This is a genomic window from Chryseobacterium turcicum, assembly GCF_021010565.1.
In the GTDB taxonomy this organism is placed as follows: Bacteria; Bacteroidota; Bacteroidia; order Flavobacteriales; family Weeksellaceae; genus Chryseobacterium; species Chryseobacterium turcicum.
The window spans coordinates 681,094-703,281 of record NZ_JAJNAY010000001.1 but is presented as its reverse complement, the minus strand read 5'-3'; the positions used below and the strand labels follow the sequence as shown (position 1 = coordinate 703,281).

General features: G+C 33.2%; 26 protein-coding genes. 16 read left to right on the top strand and 10 right to left on the bottom strand.

From position 1 onward, the window contains the following. Positions 1-17 precede the first annotated feature (17 nt). Both LO744_RS03335 and LO744_RS03330 read left to right on the top strand, forming a co-directional pair. On the top strand, positions 18-770 hold the full coding sequence (locus LO744_RS03335; protein ID WP_230667172.1) for a glycosyltransferase family 2 protein: 753 nt from the start codon (positions 18-20) through the stop codon (positions 768-770). Further along, positions 770-1,396 (top strand): deoxyuridine 5'-triphosphate nucleotidohydrolase, encoded by a 627-nt coding sequence (locus tag LO744_RS03330; protein ID WP_230667171.1) that lies wholly within the window; start codon positions 770-772, stop codon positions 1,394-1,396. The genes LO744_RS03335 and LO744_RS03330 overlap by 1 nt, the downstream gene beginning before the upstream one ends. Here LO744_RS03330 and LO744_RS03325 read toward each other — a convergent pair. The 6 genes from LO744_RS03325 to LO744_RS03300 form a co-directional block, all read right to left on the bottom strand. Further along, the gene (locus tag LO744_RS03325; RefSeq protein ID WP_230667170.1) at positions 1,388-2,626 is read right to left on the bottom strand and encodes a 3-deoxy-D-manno-octulosonic acid transferase; all 1,239 of its coding nucleotides are present in this window, start codon (positions 2,624-2,626) and stop codon (positions 1,388-1,390) included. The genes LO744_RS03330 and LO744_RS03325 overlap by 9 nt on opposite strands. Beyond that, positions 2,626-3,141, bottom strand: a complete 516-nt coding sequence (locus LO744_RS03320; protein ID WP_230667169.1) for a hypothetical protein — start codon at positions 3,139-3,141, stop codon at positions 2,626-2,628. The genes LO744_RS03325 and LO744_RS03320 overlap by 1 nt, the downstream gene beginning before the upstream one ends. A gap of 27 nt (positions 3,142-3,168) precedes the next feature. Continuing rightward, a complete protein-coding gene (locus LO744_RS03315) occupies positions 3,169-3,636 on the bottom strand; it encodes a DUF1648 domain-containing protein (protein WP_230667168.1) in 468 nt (155 codons plus the stop codon). Between the two features lie 7 nt (positions 3,637-3,643). Beyond that, positions 3,644-4,360, bottom strand: coding sequence for a C40 family peptidase (locus LO744_RS03310; RefSeq protein WP_230667167.1), 717 nt, complete (start codon positions 4,358-4,360; stop codon positions 3,644-3,646). An 83-nt stretch (positions 4,361-4,443) separates the two neighbouring features. Next, positions 4,444-5,091 (bottom strand): O-methyltransferase, encoded by a 648-nt coding sequence (locus LO744_RS03305; protein ID WP_230667166.1) that lies wholly within the window; start codon positions 5,089-5,091, stop codon positions 4,444-4,446. Between the two features lie 365 nt (positions 5,092-5,456). Beyond that, complete coding sequence (locus tag LO744_RS03300; RefSeq protein ID WP_230667165.1) at positions 5,457-6,290, bottom strand: OmpA family protein; 834 nt, start codon at positions 6,288-6,290, stop codon at positions 5,457-5,459. Between the two features lie 86 nt (positions 6,291-6,376). Here LO744_RS03300 and tilS point away from each other — a divergent pair, with 86 nt between their 5' ends. From tilS to LO744_RS03255, 9 genes are all read left to right on the top strand, one after another. Further along, the gene (tilS, locus tag LO744_RS03295; protein ID WP_230667164.1) at positions 6,377-7,705 is read left to right on the top strand and encodes a tRNA lysidine(34) synthetase TilS; all 1,329 of its coding nucleotides are present in this window, start codon (positions 6,377-6,379) and stop codon (positions 7,703-7,705) included. Then, positions 7,678-8,244: an RNA polymerase sigma factor gene (locus tag LO744_RS03290; RefSeq protein WP_230667163.1), complete on the top strand. Its 567-nt coding sequence runs from the start codon at positions 7,678-7,680 to the stop codon at positions 8,242-8,244. The genes tilS and LO744_RS03290 overlap by 28 nt, the downstream gene beginning before the upstream one ends. Before the next feature lie 155 nt (positions 8,245-8,399). Next, the gene (locus LO744_RS03285) at positions 8,400-9,380 is read left to right on the top strand and encodes a redoxin domain-containing protein (RefSeq protein ID WP_230667162.1); all 981 of its coding nucleotides are present in this window, start codon (positions 8,400-8,402) and stop codon (positions 9,378-9,380) included. Between the two features lie 85 nt (positions 9,381-9,465). Next, positions 9,466-9,699: a hypothetical protein gene (locus tag LO744_RS03280; protein ID WP_230667161.1), complete on the top strand. Its 234-nt coding sequence runs from the start codon at positions 9,466-9,468 to the stop codon at positions 9,697-9,699. Between the two features lie 104 nt (positions 9,700-9,803). Further along, positions 9,804-11,882, top strand: a complete 2,079-nt coding sequence (locus tag LO744_RS03275; RefSeq protein ID WP_230667160.1) for a protein-disulfide reductase DsbD family protein — start codon at positions 9,804-9,806, stop codon at positions 11,880-11,882. 207 nt (positions 11,883-12,089) lie between these two features. Beyond that, positions 12,090-12,611 (top strand): ExbD/TolR family protein, encoded by a 522-nt coding sequence (locus LO744_RS03270; RefSeq protein ID WP_230667159.1) that lies wholly within the window; start codon positions 12,090-12,092, stop codon positions 12,609-12,611. Between the two features lie 180 nt (positions 12,612-12,791). Next, positions 12,792-13,322 (top strand): hypothetical protein, encoded by a 531-nt coding sequence (locus tag LO744_RS03265; RefSeq protein WP_230667158.1) that lies wholly within the window; start codon positions 12,792-12,794, stop codon positions 13,320-13,322. Positions 13,323-13,334: 12 nt separating this feature from the next. Then, positions 13,335-14,117 carry an alpha/beta fold hydrolase gene (locus tag LO744_RS03260; protein WP_230667157.1) on the top strand — a complete coding sequence of 261 codons (783 nt, stop codon included), beginning with the start codon at positions 13,335-13,337 and terminating at the stop codon, positions 14,115-14,117. Positions 14,118-14,184: 67 nt separating this feature from the next. Beyond that, a complete protein-coding gene (locus tag LO744_RS03255; RefSeq protein WP_230667156.1) occupies positions 14,185-14,976 on the top strand; it encodes a patatin-like phospholipase family protein in 792 nt (263 codons plus the stop codon). 41 nt (positions 14,977-15,017) lie between these two features. Here LO744_RS03255 and LO744_RS03250 read toward each other — a convergent pair whose 3' ends face one another. Continuing rightward, complete coding sequence (locus LO744_RS03250; RefSeq protein ID WP_230667155.1) at positions 15,018-16,022, bottom strand: DHH family phosphoesterase; 1,005 nt, start codon at positions 16,020-16,022, stop codon at positions 15,018-15,020. 209 nt (positions 16,023-16,231) lie between these two features. On the opposite strand from LO744_RS03250, the gene rpmH reads away from it, so the two are divergent. Together rpmH and LO744_RS03240 are read left to right on the top strand one after the other, a co-directional pair. Continuing rightward, positions 16,232-16,390, top strand: a complete 159-nt coding sequence (gene rpmH / locus LO744_RS03245) for a 50S ribosomal protein L34 (protein ID WP_054511485.1) — start codon at positions 16,232-16,234, stop codon at positions 16,388-16,390. A gap of 155 nt (positions 16,391-16,545) precedes the next feature. Continuing rightward, positions 16,546-17,256, top strand: coding sequence for a cell division ATP-binding protein FtsE (locus tag LO744_RS03240; protein ID WP_230667154.1), 711 nt, complete (start codon positions 16,546-16,548; stop codon positions 17,254-17,256). Between the two features lie 54 nt (positions 17,257-17,310). On the opposite strand, the gene LO744_RS03235 is transcribed toward LO744_RS03240, so the two are convergent. The 3 genes from LO744_RS03235 to LO744_RS03225 are packed head-to-tail and all read right to left on the bottom strand — an operon-like array spanning position 17,311 to position 20,055. Then, the gene (locus LO744_RS03235) at positions 17,311-18,015 is read right to left on the bottom strand and encodes a tRNA1(Val) (adenine(37)-N6)-methyltransferase (protein WP_230667153.1); all 705 of its coding nucleotides are present in this window, start codon (positions 18,013-18,015) and stop codon (positions 17,311-17,313) included. Next, positions 18,015-19,469, bottom strand: a complete 1,455-nt coding sequence (locus LO744_RS03230) for a sensor histidine kinase (RefSeq protein WP_230667152.1) — start codon at positions 19,467-19,469, stop codon at positions 18,015-18,017. Before LO744_RS03230 ends, LO744_RS03235 begins: the two co-directional genes overlap by 1 nt. After that, complete coding sequence (locus LO744_RS03225) at positions 19,459-20,055, bottom strand: riboflavin synthase (RefSeq protein WP_230667151.1); 597 nt, start codon at positions 20,053-20,055, stop codon at positions 19,459-19,461. The genes LO744_RS03230 and LO744_RS03225 overlap by 11 nt, the downstream gene beginning before the upstream one ends. Positions 20,056-20,104: 49 nt before the next feature. Here LO744_RS03225 and pdxA point away from each other — a divergent pair, with 49 nt between their 5' ends. The 3 genes from pdxA to rpmF all read left to right on the top strand — a co-directional run bounded on the left by pdxA (position 20,105) and on the right by rpmF (position 22,064). Further along, a complete protein-coding gene (gene pdxA, locus LO744_RS03220) occupies positions 20,105-21,196 on the top strand; it encodes a 4-hydroxythreonine-4-phosphate dehydrogenase PdxA (protein ID WP_230667150.1) in 1,092 nt (363 codons plus the stop codon). A gap of 83 nt (positions 21,197-21,279) precedes the next feature. Continuing rightward, the gene (locus tag LO744_RS03215; RefSeq protein WP_230667149.1) at positions 21,280-21,801 is read left to right on the top strand and encodes a YceD family protein; all 522 of its coding nucleotides are present in this window, start codon (positions 21,280-21,282) and stop codon (positions 21,799-21,801) included. A 59-nt stretch (positions 21,802-21,860) separates the two neighbouring features. Next, a complete protein-coding gene (gene rpmF / locus LO744_RS03210) occupies positions 21,861-22,064 on the top strand; it encodes a 50S ribosomal protein L32 (RefSeq protein WP_076560319.1) in 204 nt (67 codons plus the stop codon). Positions 22,065-22,188 lie beyond the last annotated feature (124 nt).

Here is a 22,188-nt window from a genome sequence, read left to right as displayed (position 1 = left end):
TTTGCAAAAAAAAACACGTGCCAGAAGTTTCTATCATTACCCCTTGTTACAATTCGTCTCCTTTTTTAGAGGAAACAATCAGCTCGGTAATGAATCAAACGTTTACCGATTGGGAATGGCTCATTACAGATGATTTGTCGACAGATAACTCAGTTGAAATCATTCAAAGATATAAAGATCCTAGAATAAAATTAATTATTGCTAAAAAAAATGGTGGTGCAGGCCATGCTAGGAATCTATCATTACAAGAGGCCTCAGGAAGGTTTATTACTTTTCTTGACGCTGATGATTTTTGGGAACCCAACTTTCTTGAAGAAATGACTAACTTTATGAAGCGTAAAAATGCAGAAATTGCTTATTCTAATTATGCAAGATGTGATGAAAATTTAGTTCCAAAAATTGAAGATTTTAAAGCTGATAAAGAAGTTACTTTTAATAATTTGCTTAAAACCTGCAGATTTTCTCTTCTATCATCGATGTACGATTCACAAAGGGTGGGAAAAGAATATTTTCCGGAAGGTAGTAAAAGGGAAGACCATGTGATGTGGCTGAATTTATTAAAGAAAATTCCTGTAGGCAAACCACTTCCAAAAACAATGGCAAAATACAGGATGCGAGAAAACAGCATTTCTAGAAAAAAACAGAATATTGTAAAAGATCAGTATCTTGTTTATAAAGATTTCATGAAATTTTCTACCTTAAAATCTCTTTATTACACCGCAAACTGGGCATTAAACGGATTTATAAAATATTCGAAAATATTTAATTAATGGAGTATTCTAAAGAATTTAAAACAGCATTAAGCCAACTTTCACCGGTAGAAAAAGACCGATTAATTTTCAGATTATTAAGGAAGGATGAGATTTTATCTAAAAAATTATATTTTGAATTAATCGATCACGAAACCGTAGACCTGAAGCGTGATGCCATGGAAGAATTGATAAAAGAGAAAGTAGAATATGCTTCTAAATACATCAGCAATCAAAAATATTTCATCGGGCTCATCCGAAAAATAAGCTCACAAATTACAGAGCACGTAAAAGTAACGACTGACAAATTTGGAGACATTAGTTTAAACCTTTTACTAATCAACGAAATACTTGAAAGCAATGAAAAACTGAGCCGTCAGAGATTCAACGACATGTACAAACTTTATCTTTATATCATCAATAAAATCGTAAAAGCTTTAGCTTTAACTAAAAAACTAGATGAAGATTATTGGATGGAAATTGATGAATATCTTTCAGTTGCACACGACAAAATCACCAACAATATTTATCTTGAGAAACTATTTATCAATAACGGCGTAGACTTTAATTGGTTTAGCGTCGAAAGAATTCCAGAGCATTTTGATTTGATTATAAAAGATATTAAGAATCAGGGATTTTTAAAGTGATACAATTTTCTGAAGAATAAGCGTTGAAGACTCCGGCTGTCTATCTATAAATTGCTTTGCATTTTCAGACATTTCAATGAGTATTTTTTCATTTTTAAATACCTCTAAAACAAAATGAGCCGCTTCATTTTCATCCTCAAAAGACTTTCCTCCTTTAGCCGAAATTAACTGATCAGCTTCAGGGTTTTTCTTGTACTTATTGCCAAAAATCACAGGAACACCAAAGGTTGCCGCTTCCAAAATATTGTGAAGACCAGAATCGTGAAAACCACCTCCAACAACTGCAACATCAGCGTAAGAATAGAGTTTTGAAAGAAGCCCGATACTGTCGATGATGAGAGTTTGATAGTTGGAGGGCTGGAACGTTTTAGAGTTTTTTAATTCGCTGTATAAAATTGCGGTAGGGAAAATTTGCTTTAAGTTTTCTACTCTTTTCAAATCGTGAGGAGCGATAATTATTTTTAAATCCTGATTTTTCTCTGAAACTATTTTTGCAATTTTCTCTTCCGCCTGCCATGAACTTCCAAAGACCATTGCCTTTTCTTTTCCTATAAATTCTTCAACAAAATCAACATGATTATTTCTAAGTCTTAATTGCTTTACCCTATCAAATCGGGTATCTCCGGTTACCGAAGAGTTTAGTAGACCAATACTTTTAGCTAAAACATATGAATGCTGCGTCTGATGAAAAAACCAGCTTATATTCTGCTTCAGCTGTTTTACAAACCACTTCCCATAGGTGGTAAAAAAAGACTGGCTTTCATAAAATAATGCTGAAATCACAAACATTTTAATATTCTTCTCTTTAAGCTCATTCAAGAGATTATACCAGTAATCGTATTTAACGGTAAAAAACAACTCGCAATCAAACTGAGAGGTAAATTCTTTTATGGTATTTCTTCTATCGAAAGGAAGATAACAAATAGCATCTGCAATATGTTTTTTCTTAACTACATTTTCATATCCCGACGGAGAAAAAAAGGTAATTAAAATTTTATGAGTAGGAAACTCTTCTTTAAGTTTTTCTAAAACAGGAAGACCTTGCTCGTATTCTCCCAAGCTTGCGGCATGCATCCACAAGACTTTATCTGATGCAGAAAATGCTGTTTTCACAATCTCTAAAGATTGTTGTCGACCTTCAACTCCTTTTTTAGTTTTATCATTAAACAACGACAAAACCTTCATTCCTAAAATGAGACAGTTTACAAATATGTTGTATAAAAAAATCATTAGCTTTTCATTAAACCTCTAAAAAACTGAATTCCCCCAAAGATTACCGCTCCGTAAGCAATAGGACCACCTTTTCCGCTTGCCACAGAAACTAAGGTTACCACAAGACCACCTCCAAACCATAATCCACCATAGAGAATATCTTTATTAGCCTGTTTTTTTTCTATCACTTCTCTTTGGAACATTTGGTCTCTTCTCAATTTTTCAAGCCTTTTAGTTTCGTCATTCGACGTTTCTGAGAATTTAGGTAAAGAATTATAATATTCCTGATAATTGGTTACATTTTTAGTTTCAAACAATTCAGTTTCAAGTTGGGAAATAGGTTTTCCCTGAGCTTCAGAAAATGCAGTAATTAGCTTTTCTATTTCTTCATTGATTTGAATTCCTCTTCTTTTGATTTCAGAATATGCTAAAATTACCGTTTCTTCGGTATAGTATTGCCAGCTCACCAAAATCTCCGAGAGCTGAAACCCTTTTGAACTTGAGATTTGAGCTAATGTTTTTGTGGTTTTCATTATTAGTTAAAAAAAATATATTGGTTTTTATTCATAAATATAAGCTGTGACAATCGCAACCATTACACTTATAAAAATAAAGGGAATAAATAATAAGATATGAACTCTCGCTTTTGAATCAGCATTAAAACTATATCTTATCGTATAATCATGAAGGTTTAAAAACAGAAGTACAATGAGAAACAGAAGCCATTTCATCAAAAAAATCATGATGAAAAATTGAGTTTCACCGTTTGCCGTGGTAATCTCAACTGGAAAATTTCCAGACTCGGGATTTCTGGTAATAAAATAGAAAGCTATGTAAAATATCAATGATAAAATAGGCAGAAAATAAATAAATCTTTTTCCGCTAAAAGAATCCGGTTTCCCTTCAAAATCAAAATGGGTAGGGATTTTTTCCGGAAGTTTTTTAAATACTCTTACAGTATAAATCCATAAAAAAAGGATTAACACCAAAGTCAGCACATCAAAAACAAAAAAAATAACGCTTTCCATAAGAGATTTATAGAACGCTTTTAATCACCCTTAGTTTGTGCGTATGTTTATTCATCTCTTTATTAAAAATACCACTAGAATCGAGCGTATCTATTCTCACTTTTCCGGAAGCGTGAATTATTTTTTGGTTTTCTAGCATAATTCCGACATGGATAATTTTGCCTTCGGAATTTTCAAAAAAGGCTAAATCTCCTGGCTGGCTTTCTTCTACAAAACTCAAAGTCTCCCCCACTTCTGCCTGCTGATAAGTATCTCTGGGCATTTTTACATTGTGAATTTTATAAACTAATTGTACAAAACCAGAGCAGTCGACTGCAAAAAAACTTTTCCCACCCCATAAATAAGGGATGTTGAGAAATTCTTTTGCCGTCAAAGCAATACTTTCACGAGTATCGTGGCTTCTTCTCGATGCAACCGCCGGAAACTCTACTTCAGAACCCATTGACAAAAGCGTTTTTCCCTCCAGAGTCATTACCGACGAAAAATCTTCGGTAATTAAATTTACTTTTCTATTACTAAGATATTCTTCAGTGACGGGTTTAATTTGCTTGGTGTCCATCCAGCCTTCATAACCGTCGTAGTGCATTTTTATTTTCGTCCAGTTTTTATTTACTTCCAAAATATCAGCACTCTCACCATACAAAATTTCGGTAACGATTTCTGCTTTATCTGAATTTTCAGCACGAACAGGCGCGACAGTTACTGTACAAATTCCTTTATTCATTGTATTTTATTAAAAGGTCAGCTATAGGTTGAGGTTTAGAAAAATAACGCTGTAAAATTCTTAACCTTACACTCAACCTCAAATTATTTCCTTCTGAGGAAATTTACTCCGTCACGCAAAGGTAAAATAAGATTTTCAAAATCTTCATCTTTTGCCACCAAATCATTAAGCTCTTTAATGACCTGCGTAGATTTTTGCTTAGGGTTTTCTTCTAAAACTTTACCATACCAAAGTACATTATCAAATAGGATAACAGAACCCGATTTTGTTCTTGGTTTAATTAATCTAAAATATTCTGCATAATTTTCTTTATCAGCATCAATAAAAATCAAATCAAAAACCTCATCGGTATTTCGCAGAAACTCTTTTGCATCCTGAATTTGAAAATTAATTTGTGTTGAAAATTTACTTTCAGAGAAATATTTTTTGGGAAGGTAAGCCAAATCTTCATTAACATCAAGGGTCGTTATTTTCCCATCAGAAGAAAGGCCTTCTGCCAAACAAAGCGTAGCATATCCTGTAAAAGTACCTATTTCTAAAACATTTTTAGGATTTAGCATTTTAGAAACAATCGTTAAAAGCCTTCCCTGCTGATAACCGGAAATCATATGCGGCTGAGTGGTTTTCTGAAAAGTTTCTCTTCTTAATTTTTTAAGATTTTCAGGCTCAGAAGAAGCGTGATTTTCCAAATATCGATCCATTTCAGGATTTTTTTCTTCAAAAAAACTCATTATTTTTTTTATTTGTTCAAATTTAATTAAAATAATTCGGTGTCTTGCTACGAATGCTTCTCAAAAAAACATCCGTAAAAATACGGATTGTTTTGTTGATGAAAGCTCAATAACTTTGCGGCACTGCAAAAACAGAGAAGGAGGTAAAAATACTTAAATGAAGATGATGAAAACAAATTTATTACCCGTGAATGACGATAAGAATTACACGACCACCAAGTCATCCACAAAACATAGTTTCCCAAAAAGAAAACGCAGTTATTTCTGGGATCAAATTATAAAACTCTTGAAAAAAGAAGATGTAGTTTGACAAAAAAAAATTCCGATAATCACTTATCGGAATTTTTTATTTAAATTTTGTCTTATTACTTCTTAGGAGCAATATCCATCAATTTCATAAACTCATCTAGCTTAGGCATGATGATAATTTCTGTTCTTCTGTTCTCAGCTCTTCCAGAAACACTCATGTTTGTTGCTTTAGGATTGTATTCTGAACGACCACCCGCTGTAATTCTTGCAGGATCTACTCCAAACTGACTTTGCAATACTTTAGCAATTGCTGTACCTCTCAATGCAGAAAGATCCCAGTTGTCTCTTGGCACGTTTGCAGAGTTTAATGGTGCGTTATCTGTATTTCCTTCAATCAATACAGAATATTTATCATAATCGTTGATCACTTTTGCTACTTTTCCTATAACTTCCTGAGCTGCAGGTAAAACATTGAAGTCACCAGTTTTGTACAACAATTTATCTGATAATGAAATCATTACAACACCTTTAAGAACTTTTACCTGAACATCCTGATCAGCCATATTATCCAAAGATCTTTTTAGCTTGTTTGATAACGCTAAATTTAAGCTGTCATTTTTCGCATTTGCAGAAATAAGCTGTTTGATATACGAGTTTGATGCATTAATCTCACCAACCAATTTATCAATATTCGATGAGCTCTTTCCTGTATTTGAAAGACAAGCATCCAAAGATGATTTCAAAGCATCGTGCTGACTTTTTAATAAGTTATTTTCCGCCGCCAATGTAGAATTCTGACCTTTCAAATCCTGAATTTCACGTTGTCTCTCTCCAATATTTTCAATACACTGTTTGTAGTTGCCACTTAGGGCATCATACTGCTTCTTACTAACGCAAGATGTCATTCCCAACACCACTACTGAAGCTAATAAAACTTTAAAAATCTTCATAAATAAACTTTTTAAACGATTTCAAAGGTAACAAAATTCATTTTAATAAATAGGATTATCTTTGTACAAAAGAAATTCTGAGCACTATGATTACACGATTCGCTTTCAAAAAACAGCTTCAAAATCTTGCTCAGTCGTCAGACAAATCCACCTATCTTTTGGCCATAAGCGGAGGTGCAGATTCTATGGTTTTAGCGTATCTTTTTAATGAGTTACGAGATTTGGGTTACGAGTTTCAGATTGCTCATATTAATTATCAACTTCGAGGTAAAGATTCTGTTTCCGATCAAAAAGTAGTGGAAGATTTCTGTAAAAAGAACCATATTAAATTTCATTTATATGAAGTTTCGGAGATTGATAACAAGCCTGAAAATTCTATTCAGCTTTGGGCGAGAGAAATTCGTTATCAGTTTTTCAGAAAAATTCAGGAGCAAGAGAATTTAGATTTCTTGGTAACAGCTCATCACTTAAATGACCAGCTGGAAACCTTTATCATTAATTTATCAAAAGCTTCGGGCATCAATGGTTTAAGCGGAATTCCTGCCAATGAAAATAATATCCTCAGACCACTATTAAATTTTTCAAAAGAAGAGATTTACCATTTTGCAGAAGAAAATAAGATTGAATTTCGTGAAGACCTTTCCAACAAAAAAAGTGATTATCTAAGAAATAAAATACGAAACGAAATTGTTCCTAAATTATCTGAAACCAATGAAAACTTTCTGGAAAATTTTGCTAAAAGTATTTCCTATTTAAATCAAACAAAAGATTTTGTACAAAAACAAATTCAGGAGATTGAAACAAAGCTTTTAATTAGCGATAAAGAATATAAAATTTTATCGAAAGAAAAACTTGCTTTGGAAAGTGATTTTGTAAAGTTTGAGATTTTTAAAAAACATGGATTTACACAGCCTGAAGAAAATGAAAAAATCTTCTTGGCAGAAACGGGAAGTTCATTTTATTCGAAAGAATTCAAATTAACGATCAATAGAAAAGAATTGATTTTCAGTAATTTAAATTCAAAAAACACAATTTATAAAGAAATCATTTTAACTAATGGTCTTGATTTGAATCAAAACAGATTAAACATTGATATTTCTAAGCACATCAATGCGCCAAAAGATTTCATCTGGCAATTTGATGCTGAAAAACTTATTTTCCCACTGAAATTAAGAACAAAAAAAGAGGGTGACATTTTTTATCCTGTAAAATTTGCAGGAAAAAAGAAAGTATCCAAATTTTTTAAAGACGAAAAAATCTCTGTTTTAGAAAAAGAAAAAATCTGGATTTTGTGCGACGGTGAAGATCAGGTTTTAGGAATAATTCCTTACCGACAAGACCGCAGATTTCAGGCAAACAACGATACACCCAAAAAAGTAATTGTACAATGGATAGAAGAACTGCCAATTCTTTAGCCATCGAAGATTTTATAGCAGATAGCAACGCAGCCTTTGGTATTTTATACCAACAGTATTTTGTCTTTACCAAAAGATTCATCCTCAATAACAAAGGAGGTTTGGAAGACGCAGAAGATGTTTTCCAGGATTCTTTGTTGATTCTTTATGAGAAACTAAATGCCGATCATTTTGAAGTCTACACCTGTCTTGGCAATTATATTGTGGGGATTTCTAAAAATCTGTGGTTGAAAAAACTAAAAAACAGAAGTTTTTATATTGAATTTCCTGACACTTATTTTATAGAACATCAACAGGAAATAAATTCGGCGATAGAAAACGAAAAATATTACTGGGAAAAACTTACCGGCTACCTACAATCTATATCTGTTCATTGCCAAAATCTGATTCATGATATTTTCATCCGAAATAAAAGCATTGAGGAGATTCAAGATAAATATCAATATTCTAGCAAGCATAATGCGCAAAACCAAAAGTACAAATGCGTAGAACAGATTCGAAAAATAAAAAACGAAAGTTTTCAACCTGAAAATCAATAAATTAAAACAAATCACTTGACTCTCGGGTGATTTTTTCTTTTTCTGAGGAACTTAATTAGTAGCTGTTCGTTTTTGGCTGATTGATTGGCATTCAACATCTCCAAAAGCTAATAATGTATCATTAAACACTAACAAGAACTTAAAAAACAATTATTATGTTCAAAACAATTATATACAGTATTTTCCTGTTCATAGGGATTTCTGTAAGTGCGCAAGAAGCAAAAGGCATCAATTTTCAAAATGTAAACTTGGAAGAAGCAAAAAAGATTGCCCAAAAAGAAAACAAACTCATCTTTATCGATTTATTTACCACCTGGTGTGGCCCATGTAAACTGATGAAGAAGAATACATTTCCCGATGAGAAACTGGGAGAATTTTTTAATGAACATTTTGTAAATCTCGCAATAGATGCTGAAAATAATAAAGAAGGCATTGAATTGGTGAAGAAATTCAGAATCACAAATTACCCTTCATTTCTGTTTTTGGATGGCAAAGGTAAACTTGTACAATATGATTTTGGATATTATAATGCCCAGCAATTTTTACAGGTAGGAAATGCGGTACTTCAAAAAAGCATGACCAGCAAAAAACCTAAGAGCGCAATGAAAGCTATCGATCAGGTAAAAGGGAAAATGGTGGGAGACAAAATAAAAAACTTCACTGCAAAAGATCAGTTTGGTGAATCATTTTCTTTGAATAATCAAAAACAAAAAATCATTCTGGTATTTATCCGCGGACAATGGTGCCCTTACTGTAATCAATATGTGAAAGATTTACAAGACCTTTCTCCTGAATTACAAAACAAAAATGCAAAGCTGGTGATTATCTCCCCAGAGAAACCCGAGTTTATTGAAAAAACGATCGAGAAAACCAATACAAAATATACCGTTTTATATGATGAAGGGTACAAAATAGCCGAAGCATTTGATGTTTTATACACTCCTGATCAAAAAACTTTGGAGTTTTACAACTCAAAATTAAAGGATGATTTTGCCAACAGTAGATCAGACCAATCTGGAAGGCTTCCAGTTTCTGCGACTTTCATTCTCAATGAAAACAAAGAAATTACCTGGAGACACTTTGATCCAGATTATAAAGTAAGAGCATCTACAGTAGATATTCTTTCACAATTATAATAACTTCAAACGTAACGAAAACCTCTTGTTTCGGGCATCTTATCCTTTCAAAATTGGCAACAAATTACAGATTACACCGGGTTTATTGAGTATTTATCATCTTTCAAAAGATAAATTTACCAGTGATGAAGGTGTACAAAGAACGATAGAAGATTCGGAAGGACTTACGGTTAATGGAAATTTATTTCTCAACTACAAAATCAATGAAAGCAATGGTTTTCAACTCGGTATAGGAGCACCATTTCTGGTACGTGATGTAAGACCTGATGGTTTAACGCGACGTTTTGTCGCTAATCTTGAATACGGTTTTACATTTTAACCCAGAAGCTCACTACCAAATACAAATTAAACTTGGGTAAAACATTTTAAACGTTTATTTTTGTAGGTATCTATAATCTTTTTAATTAAATATCATTTTAATGTATGCGATCTAATACAATTCTGAAATTCTTTACATTGACATTTCTTTTCCTTTTTATAGGAATTTCGGCACAAATAAAAAATCCAGTAAAATTCAAATTCACCGTCAACGAATTGGGTAACAACCAATACGAAGCCGTTTTGAATGCAACGCTTGAAAGCGGATGGCACATTTACTCTAGAGATATCCCAGAAGATACAGGGATTCCTACAGAATATATAGTTTCTGGTAAAAATATAGAACTGATTGGTAAATTTCAGGAAGTTGGGAAAAAGCATGAAGAATTTTCGGAAGCTTTTGGTGGAACGATTATCTACTATTCAAATTCTGCAGGTTTTAAGCAAAAATTTAAACTAAAAGACCCCACAAAAGTAGGAGACGTAGTTGCTGAAATCACGTATCAGACTTGTGATGACAGAGTTTGTTTGGCTCCGAATACTTTAGAATTCAATAAAAAAATAACTCCAACAGGAGCGACAGAAGAAACTCTAGCTGATGATAAAACTGAGGCAACTAAAGATTCTGCCAAAGTTGTAGAAACTCTTACCGGAAATCCTGTAAAAGGAGATTCTACCATCGTTGAGGCTTCAAAATTAGACCCTAAACAATTAAAAGTAGCGTCAATTGACATCTCAAAACCATTAACAGATTGCGGAACTGGCTCTTCAAAAATAGCTGAAAATTACTGGACGTATCTTTTACTAGGCTTCATCGGCGGTTTAATTGCTTTGTTGACGCCATGCGTCTTTCCGATGATTCCGCTTACCGTTTCTTTCTTTACAAAAGGAAATAAAAATCCGGCAAAAGGTAAAAGAGATGCTTTGGTTTACGGGTTTTTCATTCTTGTGATTTTTGTTTCACTAAGTATTCCATTCCATTTAATTGATGGAATTGCAGGAAATGTCTTCAACGAAATTTCGACCAATGTTTGGTTAAATATTGTATTCTTTATCATCTTTATTTTCTTCGCAGGAAGTTTCTTCGGATATTATGACATTACATTACCAAGCTCTATCGCCAACAAATCTTCAAAAGCAGAAGAAACTGGCGGTATCATTGGTATATTCTTTATGGCTTTAACTTTAGTTATCGTCTCTTTCTCTTGTACAGGACCTATTTTAGGAGGTTTATTGGGAAGCGCCATTACAGGTTCGGCAAACGTTCCTATGCTACTTACTTTTGCTTTAGCAGGTTTCGGATCGGCTTGGGCAATTGTTTTCGGATTGCTGGCACTTTTCCCACAAGCTTTACAAAGTCTTCCAAAATCTGGAGGATGGATGAATACCGTGAAAGTTGTTTTAGGTTTTGTAGAATTGGCTTTAGCTTTAAAATTCTTATCAAAAGCAGATTTAGTATCTAAAACATTCTTAATTAAAAGAGAACTTTTCATCGCAATCTGGATTGTGATTGCCATCGGATTGGTTATTTATTTATTCGGATTAATAAGATTCCCTCACGATGACAAAAAGCCGAAAATCTCTATAACAAGAAAAATTATTGGAGTTTTAGGAATTGGTTTTGTAGTATATTTAATTCAAGGATTAGTTCCTGCAGAAAGACCAAAACTATCATTATTAAGCGGAATTTTGCCTCCATTGAATGTTAGCTATTTCCACAATGAAAAAGACGGAATTTTGGGAATGCACCCGGAACATGATTTCTTTAACGCTATAGAATTGGCAAAAAAAGAAAACAAACCAATCCTTATTGACTTCACTGGTTACGGTTGTGAAAACTGTAGAAAAATGGAGGAATTCGTTTGGAGCGAACCAGACATTTTACCAATTCTTCAGAACGATGTTGTTCTTGCTTCTCTTTATGTAGACGACAAAGAAGAACTTCCTGAAGACCAAAAAACCAAAATTGATTTGGGAGACGGGCAGGTGAAAAAAGTAAAAACAATTGGCGACAGATGGAGTTTGTTCCAGACCGCTAATTTTAATAATAATTCTCAACCACACTACGTTCTTTTGACTCCGGATGGAAAAGTAATCAATACTCCCGTTTCTGGTTACATGGAAAAAGAGAAGTTTAAAAAATTCTTAGAATGCGGTGTTAATTATTTTAAGAATAATAAATAAGACAACCCATTATAAATTTAAGCCTTATCAATTCATTTTGATAAGGCTTTTTTAATGAAAACACCAATCAATTACCAAATCAAAATTTATTTTAACAATTTAACACTAAAGCTAATGTTTAGGTATAAACTTTGCATCGAATCAATTTAAAGTGAAATAAAATTTCATTGATTTTAAAAATTCGTTCAACATTTAAAAAACTGAATTATGGCTGAAGTTATTACCCAAGAAAAATCTAAAGGCAAACAAAACAAGAAACTCATTAAAATCGATATGACACCGATGGTCGATTTAAATTTTTTACTCTTAATGTTTTTTATGTTTACATCAAGTTTTTCAAAACCCAACGTGATGGATTTAGGCTTGCCTGCAAAAAATGATGATCCATATCCTACAAATTACAATATTGATGAGAAAAATCAAATCACCTTTATCATCGGAGAAAATAACCGTATTTTTTATCATCAAAGCAATGAAAATGACCTTACAGAAGCTGGTTTAAAAGAAACAGACTATAGCGGAGTAAACGTTTCTAAAATTATTTCTAAAGCCTATGAGAACGCTCCGAAAAAAGAAATTTTCACCATTATTGTAAAACCTACAGATGATGCTAATTATAAAAATTTCGTTGATATGATGGATAATATTTCGATTTCTAAAAAAGAACGTTACGGAATAAGTGACATCAAACCTTGGGAAAAGAAAGTTTATGAAAACGTAATAAAATAAACTTCTAGGGAATACAAATTCCTAGTTTCAAAGTACACTTATTTATATTTTTTCCCACCAATGCACAAATCTTATTCAGTAAAATATTCGTGTTTGAGTGGCTAATAAATTTTAAAAACCTCAGAGCATTTTTATAATGCTCTTTTTTTATATAAATTTGAGCGTAAAAAAATTCAAACCATGATGAAAAACATTTTAATTGCAGCCGGAATCGGAATTCTAAGCTTTTCATGCTCAAAGAAAGAAACTACAGAAGTTAACAACAAAGTTGACAGCACAAAAATTGTAGATTCCATTAATGCAGCAAGAACAAAACTGAACGACAGCATTAAAGCCAAAAACAGTGAAAATCGCTTTAAAGATTTTAACGGAACACATGCATTCACTTATCAGAATGACAGTTCACTCAAATACTCAGGAACTGTAAAGTTTACACAAATTGAGGGTGAAAGAGATAATTATGATGTTTCAGGAAGTATTAAATCAGGAAATAATTCGGTAACTATTAAAGGTTTTATACAAGTCGTTTCACCAAAACACATGAATTTTACCGGTGAGATTACACAAAAAATCACTGAAAATGACAACGGAAAACCATACACCAGAAAAGGCACCAAAACTTTTGCTTCTAAAGACGGCGGAAAAACATACAGACTTCAGGATATGGTAAATGGTTCAGGATTTGTAGACTATATCGATATTAAATACTAAAATATTAAAGCTATGCTCAATTTTGAAAAAAAAGGAAACGGAAAAGAAACATTAGTTCTACTTCATGGTTTTATGGAAAACATTTCAATCTGGAGCGATTTGGAGAAAAAACTTTCCGCAGATTTTACTTTACTGAAAATAGATCTTCCGGGACATGGGAAATCGGATATTTTAGCTGAAGTTCATACCATGGAAATGATGGCTGAAGAAGTAAAAAAAGTTTTAGATGATCAAAATTTAAAAAATGTCCATTTGCTTGGTCACTCAATGGGTGGCTATGTTTCTTTGGCGTTTGCCGAGCAATTTTCGGAGTATTTAAAGAGTCTTACTTTATTTTTCTCTACCTACTTTCCGGATGATGAAGAGAAAAAAGAGCAGCGTAAAAAAAGCTACCGAGTGATAAAAGATGCTTTTGCACATTATGCAAGAGTAGGAATTCCGAATTTATTTAATCCTAACGAAAGAGACGTTCTGGAAGGAAAAATAGAGACCGCTTTGGAAGTTGCCCTTTCAACGAATAATCTTGGAGCTTTGGCTTGTGTAAAAGGAATGGTGGAAAGAACCGATAAAAAACATATTTTAGAAAACTTGGAATGTAAAATTCTAGTTCTTGCCGGAAAACATGACAATGCCGTAAAAACAGAAAACACCATTAAAAACCTTCCAGACCGCACCAATATTAAATCATACGTACTTGACTGTGGACACAACGGACATTGGGAAAAACCTTCTATCTGTGCCGAAATTATCAATACTGAACTTCTGCATCATTTACCAAAAAAATTGGTTCTTTAAAATCATTTATCAATCTTGAGTTCCGTTTATATATAAAATCATATCTTAGTAAGGCTTAAATTTTTCAATGAATTTATTTTCTTTCAAAAAAAAGAAACCCATTATAGGACTTACACTTTCCGGCGGCGGAATGCGGGGAATTGCCCACATTGCTGTTCTAAAAGCACTGGAAGAATACAACCTTAAACCGGATATTATTTCGGGAACAAGCGCGGGCTCTATTGTTGGCGCATTTTACTCATTCGGAAAAACACCTGACGAAATGATGGAGATTGTAAGACAAACCACATTTTTTTCACGTTCATATCTTAAGCTTTCCAAAAACGGAATTTTTAGTTCAAAATTTATTCTTAAACTTTTTAATGACCATTTTCCTGAAGATGATTTTAAGATTTTAAAAATTCCGATGTATGTTGCGGCTACAGAAATGACTCACGGCATTGTAGATTTTTTCTCTGAAGGTGAGCTTTTTGGGCCTCTCTTGGCTTCATCAAGCGTACCTTTTGTTTTACCTCCTGTAAAGATTGGTGAGAAAATTTATGTAGATGGCGGAGTTTTAGATAATCTTCCGATAGAACCGATTATTGACAAATGCGATTTTCTGATTGCTTCACATGTCAATTCCATCAGCTATGACGGGCTTGAAAACATGAGTCTCATGAAAGAATTTGACCGTATTTTACATTTAGCCATCGCCAAATCTGTTTACTCGAAAGTAAGCCATTGTGATATATTTTTAGACCCACCCAAGATGACCAAATTCAGTCTTTTCAATAAAAAGTTTCTGGATGTGATGTTTCAGGAAGTGTACGAATATACCTGTAACGAACTTGAGGAAAGAGGTTATAAGAAATTATAATTGTTAATTTTTAATTGTCAATTGTTAATTATTGTAACTAATTACAAATTCTCTTCGGCAATTCTGCTTTTAAAGGTTTCGATGGTGTCTGGTAAAGATTCCATAGATTTTCCTCCTGCAGCATTGATATGACCTCCTCCACTGAAATATTTTCTTGAAAACTGGTTAACATCGACCTCATCTTTACTTCTGAAAGAAATTTTAATGAAATCTTCATATAAATCTTCCATAAAGAATGCAGCCATTCTTACTCCGACAATACTCAGTCCGTAATTTACAAAACCTTCTGTATCGCCTTTCTGGAAGCCATATTCCTGAAGTTCCTTTCTTGTTAAATATAAAACCGCCACTTTTCCGTCATTCACCACTTCTATTCTACCAAGAATTAGCGCCAGTAAATGTAAACGTGAAACGGTATTGGTATCCCAAGTATTAGATGTAATGACAGATGGGTCTGCTCCTTTTTCAATTAAATTAGCAACAATTCTATGCGTAGTCGCACTTGTAGAACGGAAACGGAAACCTCCTGTATCGGTCATAATACCCGTGTAAAGGCATTCTGCAATATCTTTATTAACTAAATCTTCATCATTCATCGCTTCAATGAAATGATAAACCATCTGGCAAGTCGCCGGAATAACGGTATCCGAATACACGAAATCAAAATCTTCGGGTTGCTGATGATGGTCGATAAGGATTTTTTTTGCCTTTGCTCTCATTAACCAATCTCCTAAAATCCCAATTCTTGCCGGAGAATTAAAATCAAGGCAGAAAATAACATCGGCTTCATTAATAATATCAAAAGCTATTTTTCTTTTGTATTCGCCTACAATATTTTTTTTCGCTTCGGGCATCCATTTCAAAAACTTAGGAAAATCGTTGGGAACAACAACTTCAGCTTCTAAACCTTTAGCTTTTAAGTAATGTTTTAAGCCTAAACTAGAGCCAATAGCATCTCCATCCGGATTGTAATGGGTAAGAATAACAATTTTATTTTCCGGTACTAGAAGTTGCTTGATTTCTAAAAGTTCTGCAGGTGTAAACATTTTCTTTAAATTTGAGTTTCCAAAGATAAAGGTTTTAAACGGAATGAATAGTAAATATAAAACAGCATGCGCTCAGTTTTTTCATTAACCTATCTATAAATCAATTAAAAATATTTCAAAAAAAGAAAGGTAATATTTGTATCTAATAAAAAAATTGATATCTTTGCAACCTGAAAATTAATAGATAATTACGACTAAAATATATAGTAATGAGTAAAAGAACGTTCCAGCCATCAGAAAGAAAGAAAAGAAACAAACACGGTTTCAGAGAAAGAATGTCTACACCAAACGGTAGAAGAGTTTTAGCTGCAAGAAGAGCTAAAGGCAGAAAAAGCCTTTCAGTAAGTTCTGCAAGAGCTAAAAGATAATTCTTTAGTTACAATATACAGATTATGCTTGAAAAGTACTTTTTCAGGCATTTTTTGTTGTTAAAATATCTTAATTTTTAGGTTTATAAAATATCTTTTTTTATTTTTAAAATCTGAAAAAAGAGCTTTCTGTAAAGCCTATAAAAATTAAATTTATGCCACATACAAATACCACCGGAGACATCATTGTAAGCCTGGAACACGCAAAGATTGCCCAAAAAAGTTTCACGGTACTTTCTGACGTCAACCTTACTATAAAAAAAGGAAGATTCTGCTATCTTATCGGAAAAACAGGCTCCGGAAAAAGCTCTCTTTTGAAAACCCTTTACGGACACATCCCATTGGTTTCAGGGAAAGCAGTAGTTGTAGGTTTTGATTTGGCTAAATTAAAAGCATCAGAAGTTCCTAACCTAAGAAGAAAGTTAGGGATTGTTTTCCAAGACTTTCAGTTGCTTTCTGACAGAACGGTTGAGAAAAATTTAAAATTTGTTTTAGAAGCTACAGGATGGAGCGACAAAACAAAAATTGACGAGCGTATCAATGAAGTGCTTTCAAGTGTAAACATGAAAGGCAAAAAGCACAAAATGCCGCATGAACTTTCTGGTGGAGAACAACAACGTATCGCCATTGCAAGAGCTCTTCTGAATCACCCTGACTTAATCTTAGCGGATGAGCCAACAGGAAATTTAGACCCTGAAACTTCTAACGAAATTATGACGCTGCTGAAAAAAGTAGCTGAAGAAAATCACGCCGCTGTCGTAATGGCAACCCATGATTATCATATGATTCAAAATTTCCCGGGAGAAGCAATCAGATGCGAAGATGGAAAGGTTACAGTACTTGATACGTCTGAATTATTCGAATAAAATTATTAAAAGATTGAAAAATTTAGAGATTAAAATATTACTAACCTCTAAAATCTAATTTCTAACTTCTTTAAAAACATGAAACTCTTTGGTGAGTTCAAGATATTGGTCCGAGTATTGTCTCGGACTTTTTTCTATAATAAAATCAGATTCTTCAACCTCTTTTTCTTCTAAAGAAAATTCTAAGACCAATCGTTTTATTTTTGAGTTTTCAATTCCTATAATATTAATTTTTCGACTCAAAAACAATTGACTCTCTAAAGCAATTCTCGTAAAATCAACTCCTGCTTCAAAAGGAATAATAACTGATAAAATACCGTTCTCAGAAAGCAGTTTTGATGATTTCGCAATCAACTGTAAGAAGTTTAACTCTACGGTTTGACGTGCCAATTTATCTTTTTCAGAACCAGATTCTTCGAAATAAGGTGGATTTGAAACAATTAAATCAAATTTTTCAGCCGATTCAAAACTTTTAAAATCCTGATGATTATTTTTTAATCTTGTAGTAAAAGGTGAATTTTCAAAATTACTTCGAGTAAGGTCTACTGCATCTTCATTAATATCAATTCCTAAAAATTGAGCCGAAGCATTTCTCTGAGCCAACATTAAAGAAATCAAGCCCGTTCCGGTTCCAACTTCCAAAGCTTTTGAAGCATGATTAACATTTGCTAAAACACCCAACAAAACACCGTCTGTTCCTACACGGAAAACGTTTTTCGACTGCTGAATTTCGAACTGTTTAAATGTAAAAGGCTTCACTATAAATTAGTCGGTAAAGTAATGATAAATGTAGAACCTTTCCCCACTTCAGATTTCACAGAAATCTCTCCTTTATAATCTTCTACCATTTTTCTAACCATTGATAAACCAAGCCCCATCCCACTGTTTTTTGAGGTAAAATTAGGCTCAAAAATCTTTTCATACATATCCTCAGGAATTCCGATTCCGTTATCCTGCACAGAAATTATCACCCTTCTCTGATGCTGCTCAATATCTACATTCACCAAAAGATCTCTATCATCACTTGCAGCCTGCTTAGCATTGGTCACCAAATTGGTAATAATTCTCGAAAGGAAAACACGATCCATCGTAATCATAATATTGTTCTTATTAGAATGAACAAATATCTGATCATCATTGAAAACTCTTAAAATATCCTCTATTTCATTATTCAGATTAATGACTTCATTATGTTTTTCGGGAAGTTTTGCAAATTCTGAAAAGGCAGAAGCTACCGTCGCAATAACATCAATTTGATCAACCATTGTTTTGCTCATCTGCTTTACTTTTTCTGTAATATTTGGATCTTGAGGATCAAACTTTCTTTCAAAATTCTGAATAGTCAACTTCATCGGTGTTAAAGGATTTTTCACTTCATGAGCAACCTGTTTCGCCATTTCACGCCACGCTTCTTCTGATGCCTTAAAACGAAGCCTTTCTTTCTGATCCTGAATTTGAAGAATCATCCTGTTATAGGCTCTCGCCAAAGCATTCAACTCATCATTTTTATAATATTTAATCGGGCGCATTTCATTCTCAAAAAGAGTGATACGCGTAATCATATCAGAGAATTTCGTAATATTTTTCGCTAAATTATTTGAAGTAACCCAACTCAGCCAGATACTGAAAGCAATAATAATTAAATCTATTAAAAGGATATAAATCACATACTTATGCAAAACCTCCATATAAGCAGACTCATTATGATACAACGGAATATAGATAATCCCTATAGGTTCCCACATATTATTTTTCAGAACAAGATACGATGAAGTATACACCGCATCTTTGGAAGCATCATACCCACGAACATCATATCGAGTCTCTTTGGATAAGAGCTTATTAACAACATCCATTGGGATTTTTTTGCGATCAACAAGATTCAAATCTTTATTTGACAGCAAATAATTCCCTTTCAGATCATAAACAATGATATCATGTTGGTTAATATCGGCAATTTCGAATATCTTATTTCCTAAAACCTTTCTAAGATCTTCAGTTTGTACCGTAGTACGACTCAAAGCATAATCAAAATAGGCCATCACCGCATTGGTTTTCTCCTGCATATCAATTTTACTTTGCTCCAATGCATTATTTCGCAAAACAAAGTAAGGAACCAGAGAAGATGCGGCAACACTTAAAAGACATATTAATAAGAATCCGAAAAATACACGGTTCCTTAAGCTATATCCTTTATATTTATTAAATGCCATTCTGCCTGCTAATTAGTTTTGAAATGTACTTACCAATAATATCAAACTCAAGATTGACTTTATCGCCCACCTGAAGAGTATTCATATTGGTAAATTCCCAAGTATATGGGATGATTGCTACAGAAAACTGAAAATCTTCACTTTTAGCTACCGTCAAACTAATTCCGTTCATCGTGATTGAGCCTTGAGGAACTGTAACAAAATTACCTTCTGAATTATATTTTACAGTAACAAAATAACTGCCATCTTTGTTTTCGATGCTTACAATTTCTCCGGTTTTGTCTACATGCCCTTGTACAATATGCCCATCAAGCCTTCCATCCATCTTCATGCAACGTTCCAAATTTACCACACTCCCCTTTTTCCATTTGCCTAAATTGGTTTTTTCTAACGTTTCATTGATTGCGGTAACCACATATTGATTATCTTTAATCTCAACAACCGTTAAACAACAGCCGTTATGCGCAAGACTTTGGTCAATCTTTAGCTCGTTTGTAAAAGGACAACTTAGGGTAAAGTCTATATTCGTTCCGTTTTCTTGTATCTTCTCAATAACTCCTACTGCTTCAATAATTCCTGTGAACATATTATTTTTTGCTAAATTTGTAAAATTATAATCTTCAAAGATAATCAAAATGAGCCCAAAAAACCATAAAGTACGAGTAGGAATTTCAATTGGTGACTTCAACGGCATTGGCCCCGAAATCATCATGAAGTCTCTGATTGACAAAACCATTACAGATTTTTTCACTCCAGTTATTTTTGGATCGGGTAAACTTTTCACCTATCAAAAAAACCTTTTTAAGCTTAATTTAAACTTCAACTACATTACTGAAGCTTCGCAAGCCCAAAGCGGAAAGCTCAATATGGTAAATCTGGTGAAAGAAAATTCTAATGTAGAACTGGGGAAACCTACAGAAGAATCTACAAAAATGGCAATAGACTCATTAGAAGCTGCAACTGAAGCTTTAATGAAGGGTGAAATTGACGTTTTGGTAACCGCACCCATCAACAAAGATGAAATGATGAAAATGGGCTTTAAACATGCAGGTCACACCGGTTATTTTGAAGAAAAATTTAATAAAAAAGGATTAATGTTTTTGGTATCGGAAGATTTGAAAGTAGCGGTTTCTACTCACCACATTCCTATTTCTCAGGTTGCTGAAAACATTTCTAAAGAAAAAATAAAAAAACAGATTCGCGCTTTAAATCAAACATTGATTGAAGATTTTGCTATCAGAAGACCCAAAATTGCTGTTTTAGGCTTAAATCCTCATTCAGGCGACGGTGGAGTAATCGGAAATGAAGAAATAGAAATCATTTCTCCGGCAATAAAAGAACTTTCAGATAGTGGAATTCTTACTTTTGGCCCTTTCCCTGCAGACAGCTACTTCCAGCCGGCAAAATACAAAAACTATGACGCTGTACTGGCGATGTATCACGATCAGGGATTAGCTCCTTTTAAAACACTGGCTTATGAAGAAGGTGTAAATTATACGGCAGCACTTCCATTTATCAGAACCTCTCCCGATCATGGTGTAGCCTATGATATTGCAGGAAAAAATATTGCCGATGAACAAAGCTTCATGGAGGCCATTTTTACGGCAATTAAAATCTATAATCATAGAAATGATTATAAAGATTTGATGAGCAATCGTCTACAGCCAAGAAGGATGCCTTCAGACAATGGAATTGATGAAGATTTACCTATAGAAAGCGAAATATAAAATCTGTAAATGAATAAAAATTAATTTGTTATGAATTTTATTTGTAATATTAAAAAAAATGCATATTTTTGCACACTCATTTTATGGACAAGTTAAGAAACTACGATGTAAGCTTTTCTGGTTTAAAAACCGGCAAGCACGAGTTCAAATTTGAGATAGATAAAGAGTTCTTTCAATTATTTGAGACTGATCAAGAATTTACAGATCCTAAAATTGCAGTAGATGTTTTACTTGATAAACACACTACTTTTTTAGAATTTGAAATAAGAGTAGATGGTACAGTAGAATTGGTTTGTGATATCACCAACGAAGATTTTACATACGCTATTGAAAACGAAATTGGTATTTTGGTAAAGTTTGGGGAAGAGTATGATGACAGCGAAGAAGACGTTATCACCATTCCTACAAACGACCACGCTTTTAATATTTCACAATTGATATATGAAAATGTGGCACTTTCAATACCCATGAAAAAAGTATCACCTAATATAAGTGATGAAGATTTGGAAACCCTTGAAAAATTCAGTCCAGAAGAAATAAAAGAGGAAGAACAAAAAAGTGACCCAAGATGGGACGCTTTAAAAAATTTAAAGAATAAAAATTAAATAGTTTAATGATGAGATGATGAATCTCATCACTCATCAATTAAAAAAGTTATTACAAAATGGCACATCCAAAGAGAAGACAATCGTCTACAAGAAGAGATAAGAGAAGAACTCATTATAAAGCTGTAGTTCCTCAATTAGCAAAAGATGCAACATCAGGAGAAATGCATTTATACCACAGAGCTCACTGGCACGAAGGAAAACTATATTACAGAGGTAAAATAGTTATGGAAAAAGAAGTAGCAACTACTGAAGAAAACTAAGAGTCGCTTTTCATCGAAAAACACTCGTTTTAATACAGAAACCGCCCAATTTTTATAAAATTTGGCGGTTTTTTGTTGTTTTTTGTGTTTTTTTGGTATCTTTGACAGCAAATCAAATATCAAT